Raw genomic sequence first — 7,246 nt, 5'->3', positions numbered from 1 at the left:
ACCTGTAAACCATGTCCCCGGTCTCAAACGTAAAGGATGTACCCGGTCTTTACCCACCCTAGCCCTCTCCCGAAGGGAGAGGGGACTGACCGAGTGGCTCTCTTGAGTTACATCGACCTGAAATAGCGAGTCGAACTCAGGTCTTGAAACGCACGAATATCTGCTCCCTTTCCACCTCGCCCCCTTTAGGGGGGGAGGGCTGGGGTGAGGGGGTAGCTTTTGATCTTGATCTTGATCTCAAAATTACAGGCTGAACCGTCCAACCATATTGTTCAGATCCAGCGCCAGGCGCGACAGCTCATTACTCGCCGCACTGGTCTGATTCGCCCCGGTCGCCGATTGCACCGACAGATCGCGGATGTTCACCAGGTTGCGATCCACTTCCCGCGCCACCTGCGCCTGCTCTTCGGCGGCGCTGGCGATCACCAGGTTGCGCTCGTTGATTTCAACGATGGCCGTGTTGATCGTGTCCAGCGACAGACCCGCGCCACGGGCGATGTTCAGGGTCGATTCGGCGCGCTCGGTGCTGTTGCGCATCGAATCCACGGCGTGTTCGGTGCCGCTCTGGATGCTGCCGATCATGCGCTCGATTTCGCTGGTCGACTGCTGGGTGCGGTGCGCCAAGGCGCGAACTTCGTCGGCGACCACCGCAAATCCACGACCGGCTTCACCGGCACGGGCCGCTTCAATCGCAGCGTTGAGCGCCAGCAGGTTGGTCTGGTCGGCCAGGCCACGGATCACGTCCAGCACCTTGCCGATGTCACGGGACTCGTTGGCCAGATCGCCGATCAGGGTCGCGGTGCTCTGCACGTCGGCGCTCATGCGTTCGATGGCGCTGACGGTTTCCTGCACCAGATCGCGGCCGTCTCCGGCGGAGGTGGTGGCGTTCTTCGAGGCTTCGGACGTGCTGACCGCGTTGCGTGCAACCTCTTCAACCGCGCTGGTCATCTCGTTGACCGCGGTGGCGGCCTGTTCGATTTCGTTGTTTTGCTGGGTCAGGCCTCGGGCGCTTTCGTCGGTGACGCTGTTCAGCTCTTCGGCGGCGGACGCCAGTTGGGTGGCCGAGCCGGAAATCCGCTGCAGGGTGTCGCGCAGCTTCGACTGCATCTTGGCCATGGCCGCCAGCAGGCGTCCGGCTTCGTCGGTGCCGTCCACGTGGATCGGCTGGGTCAGGTTGCCTTCGGCGATGGTTTCCGCTGCATCCAGTGCCTTGGCGATCGGTTTGGTGATGCTGCTGGTCAACAGCCAGGCGAACAGCAAGGTCAGACCGGTGGCTATCACCAGCAGGGTCACCACCAGATTGAACGACATCGAATACTGATCCGTGGCGCCCTGATTGGTCTCGGCGATCTGCTGGGTGTTGATCTCCAGCAAACGCGCGAGAGCGGTATTCACCGCTTCGGAATTGGCGAGCAAATCGGTGTTGAGCATCTGCCGCAGTTCGTCGACCTGATTGTTGCGCGACAGAGTCTTCATGCGGTCTTCGAGTTGACGGTACTGCGCCAGCAACTGTACGTACTGATCGTAGGCCGCACGTTCCTGTGGGCCATCGATCAGCGGCTCGTAGGCGCGTTGCGCGTCGGCGATCTGCCGGTTGCGCAAATCGAACAGCTCGACGGTTTTTTGCTGGACGTCTGGCTCGCGGTTGATCAGCAACCGATACGACAGCACACGCAGGCGCAGGGTCAACTGGGTGAATTCGTCGAGGGCCTTGATCGAAGGCACGCTGGCGGTGGCGATATCTTCGCCCGCTGCGCGGATCTTGCTCATCTGATTCAGGGCGAACACGCCCAGAATCAGCATCAGGCCGCCGATCAGGGCGAAACCGGTGAACGCCCGGGGGGCGATGTTCATATTGCGAAGGGACATGGAGGCGGATACCAGGGAAGGGCCGCATCCGTGCGGGCTGAGACTGCTGTTGGGTGACTTATCGGTCATACGACTAAAGTCTTGAGGTGGTGTGCGTATTTGTCGCATGTGGCGTCGGGCGACGAAGTGCAGGAACCAGATCGGCAGATCACAGTCTCTAAGACTCGCAAGAACGGTCGAGCCGCCAGGAAAATCAAGGCCTTGCGCCGGTTTAACCCTGGCGTCAACGACGACTTTTCTTTATCGTACGCGCCCTTTGAAAAAGCCCCGGAAGATCAAAATGTTGGAAGCATCCCTCAGCCAATTGGAACAGCTCGTCAGCGATCTGGTGCAACAGAACCAGACCCTGTCGGAAACCAACCAGACCCTGTCCACGGAACTGGCCCAGGCCAAGGATGAAAACGAAAGCCTGCAACTGAGCCTGATGGAACAGGAAGAAAAGCACGGCGCCACCGCCGCGCGCATCCAGGCCCTGGTTGATCGCGTCAATGCAGGTCCTGTCAGCGCATGAACCACGGCACAGCAGGGGTAAAAGTCATCTCCATCCTGGGGGAGGACTATTCGATCAAGGCACCGGCCGGGGAAGAACAGACCCTGCTGGACGCTGCGTTGATGCTCAAGGCCGCACTGGCCGACACCAAGAAGAAATACCCGACCCTGATCGGCGACCGCCTGCTGGTGCTGGCGGCGATGAATCTGTGCTCGCAGCAGATTGAAATGAAGAAGCATCACCAGCAGGAACTCGAGCGTTACCAAGAGCAAGTCAGCGCCACGGTCGAGACTATTGCCAAAGCAATTGATAGAAATTAATTGGTTATAGATTAAATGGCTGGATGATTTATTAAGTTCTGAAGTTTTTAGTATAGGTTAATAATGGAGTCCCCTGAGGGACTCCTGGCTTATTGAAGCAGAATCGCCGTCCAGACTGAGATTTTAAAATCGAACTGATCATTCTGCTGAATATACATTTTTCTATAGATGCGATGGTTCGTTCCATCCGAGAATCGTATTTCATCTCCTATATTCATGAATAACTCGGCTTGTTTTGGGGGGAGAATAATTTCCTCATAGCTGTTTTTTGAGTTATTGATTGCTTTATTGATTACTACTTCAGTGCTCATAAAGAATTTCCCTTAATTTTTTAGTTGTGCCTGTCTAAAAATACGAGATAACTTGAAAGTGATGCTGTGCACTGATTCAAGTTACTTAATTATAAAATGGCATTTGAATTTGTAACCTGTCATATCTGACAGGATGTTTGTATGTACAGTGTTTCTGCGAATTAGCGGTAGCGAATGTAGTCACGACGAAATATGCGAATCAGTACAATACTCAAGCGGTATTGTCAGTCGGAATGTATACAATCGGCACGGCTGTTGCAGTGTTTCCAGCCTCTTATTCTTTGGGGGTGCTCCATGCAGTTCTGGCGTCGCAGTATTCAATGGCAGCTGATCCTCGGCATGGGCACCGCCCTGCTGGTCAGCATTCTGATCGTGGTTGGCATTTATACCCTGGTGGTCAACCGCCTCGCCCAAAGCTATCTGGTCGAACAGGCCCTGCCGTCGAGCATCGAAGCGACGCGCAACGACATCGAACGAATCCTCGTTCAACCCCTGACCGCCGCCAAAGACATCGCCAGCAACACCATGGTCCGCGACTGGCTGGCCAATGGTGAAGATTCCGCCAGAACCGCGGGCTTCGCGCAGTATCTGGAAGGCATCCGCGCCGAACACAAGGCGTTTACTGCGCTGATCATCGGCACCGAATCCAATCATTACATCACCGAAAAAGGCCTGGATCGCACCCTCAGTCGCGACAAACCGGCCGATGCGTGGTTTTACTCGTTTCTCGACAGTAACCAGTCGCGAACCTTGAACATCGACAACGACGGGGCCACCGGAGAGCTGGCGCTGTTCATCGACCTGAAAGTCGAGCAGGCCGGCAAAGTGGTTGGCGTCGCGGGACTCGGGCTGAGCATGAAAGAGCTGTCGGAGCTGATTCACAACTTCAGCTTCGGCGAGCGCGGGAAGGTCTATCTTGTGCGTTCCGACGGTTTGATCCAGGTCCATCCCGAGGCACAGTTCAGCGGCAAGCGCACCTTGAGCGAGCAGATCGGTGGCTCGGCAGCACAAGCGGTCATGGGCCATAAAGTCGCCGCCAACAGCAGCTTCCAGCGCGACGGCGAAGATTTCCTCGCCTTCAGCCTGCCTTTGCGCGATCTCGGCTGGACCCTGGTGGCCGAAGTGCCACAGTCGCAGATCTACGCCGAAGCTCGCCGGGCGATGTGGATGAGCGGCGGCATCGGCCTGGTGGTGGCGCTGGTTTGCCTGGCGCTGGTGATCTGGCTGGCCCAGGGCTTGGTGCGACCGATTCGTCAGGTAACAGCTGCATTGGTAGCAATCGGTAGCGGTGGTGGAGATTTGACTCACCGGTTAGATTCCAGCCGCGCCGATGAACTGGGCGATCTTGCGCGGGGCTTCAACCGTTTCCTCGACAGCCAGCGCGGGATGATCGGCGAAGTGCTGACCACCAGCGAGCGTCTGCGTGTTGCCGTGGGCCAGGTCGCCAGGGTTGTGGATAACACCGCCGAGCGCTCCGGCCGCCAGCAGGAAATGACCGACATGGTCGCCACCGCCGTCCACGAAATGGGCCTGACCGTGCAGGAAATCGCCCAGAACGCTGGCAATGCGGCACTCGCCTCGCAAACCGCCCGCGATGAGGCGATGCAGGCGCGGGAAGTGGTCGGCGGCTCGATTCGCCATATAGAAAGCATGTCCGATGAAATCGGAGTTGCCGCTGGCGCGGTGGGTGAGCTGGCGCATCAGGTGGCGTCGATCGATCAAGTGCTGGCGGTGATTCGCGGGGTGTCCGAGCAGACCAATCTGCTGGCGTTGAACGCTGCCATCGAGGCTGCTCGAGCCGGCGATATGGGGCGTGGTTTTGCGGTGGTCGCGGATGAAGTGCGCACCTTGGCGCGTCGGACTCAGGCGTCTACCGACGAGATTCAGCAGATGATCGGCAGCCTCAAGCAGGGTGCGGAAAATGCGGTGTCTTCAATGCGCACCGGGCAGGCCGCGACGGGTACCGGAGTCGAATCGAGCCAGCGTACCGGGGCGTCTTTGACGGCGATCACCGGGCAGGTCGAGCGCATCAGCGACATGAACCATCAGGTGGCGACGGCGACTGAGGAGCAGTCGGCGGTGACCGAGGAGATCAACCGCAACGTGCAGGGCATTTCCGATCTGGCCCGGGCGACGGCGGGGGAGGTTCGTGCTTGTCGTGAGGATTGTCAGATGTTGCAGCGGTTGGCGGATGATCTGGCGCGGCAGATGGGTGGGTTCAAACTGTCCTGAGAGATGGGTTGTTTGGGCCGACGCCTTCGCGGGCAAGCCCGCTCCCACAGGTATTGCGGCGTGTTCACATGAGGGGTGAACACTACTGAACCCTGTGGGGGCGGGCTTGCCCGCGAAAGCGATATCAGCCGCTACGCATAATCCAGATCAGAACCACGCATCCTGCATGTTCAGACACGTATCATCCCGCGCCTCCAACAACGCCAGCTCATGCTGACACCCCGGCACTTCCCACGTCAGGAAATACCGCGCCGCCTGCAACTTGCCCTTATAGAAGTCGGCATCCGCCGCATTGCCCTTGGCCAACCCTTCCTCGGCGCGAATCGCCTGCTCCAGCCAGCGCCAGCCAATCACCGCGTGCCCGAACACCTTCAGGTACAGCGCCGAGTTCGCCAGGCTGCTGTTGACCTTGCCCTGGGCCAGATCGGTCAGCAGGCCAAGGGTCACGGTCTGCAAGCGCGCCACCAGTTTCTCCAACGGCTCACGCAGTGCGGTCAACGATTCGTGCGCCACCGCGCGCTCGGCCGTGTCGGCAATCAGGCGGATCAGTTGCTTGAGTCCGGCGCCACCGTTCTGCGCCAGTTTGCGCCCCAGCAAGTCCAGCGACTGAATGCCGTGAGTGCCTTCGTGGATCGGGTTCAGGCGATTGTCGCGGTAGTACTGTTCCACCGGGTATTCGCGGGTGTAACCATGGCCGCCGAGAATCTGAATCGCCAGTTCGTTGGCTTTCAGGCAGAACTCCGACGGCCAGGATTTGACGATCGGGGTCAGCAAATCCAGCAGTTCATGGGCTTGTTTGCGTTCGGCCTCGGTTTCCAGCGTGGTGGTGTCATCGAACAGCCGTGCCGCATACAGACCGAGATCGAAAGCACCTTCGACATAGGATTTCTGGGTCAACAGCATGCGTCTGACATCGGCGTGCTGAATGATCGCCACCGGTGCCGTGGTCGGATCCTTGCTGTCCGGCACCCGGCCCTGCGGACGTTCGCGAGCGTATTCCAGCGAGTACAGATAACCGGCATAACCGAGCATCACCGCGCCCATACCGACGCCGATGCGCGCCTCGTTCATCATCTGGAACATGTAGCTCAAGCCGTGATGCGGCTTGCCCACCAGATAACCGACGCACTCACCGTTATCGCCGAAGTTCAGTGCTGTGGACGTCGTGCCGCGCCAGCCCATCTTGTGGAACAGCCCGGCCAGCAGCACGTCGTTGCGCTTGCCCAGACTGCCGTCATCGTTGACCAGAAACTTCGGCACGATAAACAGCGAAATTCCCTTCACCCCCGCCGGCGCATCCGGCAGTTTGGCCAGCACCATGTGCACGATGTTTTCCGAGAGCGGGTGATCGCCGCCGGAGATGAATATCTTGTTGCCCTTGAGGCGGTAAGTGCCGTCGGACGCAGGCTCGGCGCGGGTACGAATATCCGACAGCGACGAACCGGCATGGGGCTCGGTCAGGGCCATGGTGCCGAAGAAACGGCCGTCGATCATCGGTTGCAGGAAGCGTTGCTTCTGCTCTTCGGTGCCGAAACTTTCGATCAGGTTGGCCGCGCCCATGGTCAGGAACGGATAGGAGGTCGACGCCGCGTTGGCCGACTGGAAGTGAGCGAAGCAGGCCTGGGACAGCAGTGTAGGAAGTTGCATGCCGCCGGCGTCGAAACTGCGCGCCGCGTTGAGGAATCCGGCTTCGAGGAACGCATCCACTGCCGGTTTCACCTCGGGAATCAGAATCGCCTGACCGTTCTCGTAGCGCGGTTCGTTCTCGTCGCCCTTTCGGTTGTGCGGTGCAAAGTACTTCTCGGCAATGTTGCGCGCTGTACCGATGGCTGCATCGAAGGTTTCGCGGTTGTGTTCGGCAAACCGCTCGCGCCGGGTCAGGCCCTCGGCATCGAGGACTTCGTACAGCTCGAAAGCCAGATTGCGGGAACTGAGCAGCGTCTCGGACATGGCGGCCTACCTTAAAGAAAGTATGCCGCAGTCTAGGAAGGCTTATAAAAATGGGGAAGGAAGATAGATAAGGG

6 protein-coding genes are annotated in these 7,246 nt (G+C 58.8%); 3 read left to right on the top strand and 3 right to left on the bottom strand.

The features are described from left to right. Nucleotides 1–243 precede the first annotated feature (243 nt). Nucleotides 244–1,869: a methyl-accepting chemotaxis protein gene (locus tag QLG12_RS09770; RefSeq protein ID WP_197869276.1), complete on the bottom strand. Its 1,626-nt coding sequence runs from the start codon at nucleotides 1,867–1,869 to the stop codon at nucleotides 244–246. Between the two features lie 280 nt (nucleotides 1,870–2,149). Here QLG12_RS09770 and QLG12_RS09765 point away from each other — a divergent pair, with 280 nt between their 5' ends. Both QLG12_RS09765 and QLG12_RS09760 read left to right on the top strand, forming a co-directional pair. Continuing rightward, entirely contained in the window at nucleotides 2,150–2,380 is a 231-nt protein-coding gene (locus QLG12_RS09765; RefSeq protein ID WP_007952320.1) for a hypothetical protein, read from the top strand. Beyond that, nucleotides 2,377–2,679, top strand: a complete 303-nt coding sequence (locus QLG12_RS09760; protein ID WP_282474389.1) for a cell division protein ZapA — start codon at nucleotides 2,377–2,379, stop codon at nucleotides 2,677–2,679. Before QLG12_RS09765 ends, QLG12_RS09760 begins: the two co-directional genes overlap by 4 nt. An 89-nt stretch (nucleotides 2,680–2,768) precedes the next feature. Here the strand turns inward: QLG12_RS09760 and QLG12_RS09755 are convergent, their stop codons facing one another. After that, on the bottom strand, nucleotides 2,769–2,990 hold the full coding sequence (locus QLG12_RS09755; protein WP_282474388.1) for a hypothetical protein: 222 nt from the start codon (nucleotides 2,988–2,990) through the stop codon (nucleotides 2,769–2,771). A gap of 294 nt (nucleotides 2,991–3,284) precedes the next feature. Here QLG12_RS09755 and QLG12_RS09750 point away from each other — a divergent pair, with 294 nt between their 5' ends. Next, a complete protein-coding gene (locus QLG12_RS09750) occupies nucleotides 3,285–5,222 on the top strand; it encodes a methyl-accepting chemotaxis protein (protein ID WP_282474387.1) in 1,938 nt (645 codons plus the stop codon). A gap of 147 nt (nucleotides 5,223–5,369) precedes the next feature. On the opposite strand, the gene QLG12_RS09745 is transcribed toward QLG12_RS09750, so the two are convergent. Beyond that, a complete protein-coding gene (locus QLG12_RS09745) occupies nucleotides 5,370–7,172 on the bottom strand; it encodes an acyl-CoA dehydrogenase (protein ID WP_236193111.1) in 1,803 nt (600 codons plus the stop codon). Nucleotides 7,173–7,246 lie beyond the last annotated feature (74 nt).

Origin of the sequence: Pseudomonas sp. V88_4 (genome assembly GCF_029967985.1) — a bacterium.
In the GTDB taxonomy this organism is placed as follows: domain Bacteria; phylum Pseudomonadota; class Gammaproteobacteria; order Pseudomonadales; family Pseudomonadaceae; genus Aquipseudomonas; species Aquipseudomonas glycinae.
Note: the sequence above shows the minus strand (reverse complement) of the source record. Positions and strands in the feature narration are given on the sequence as shown.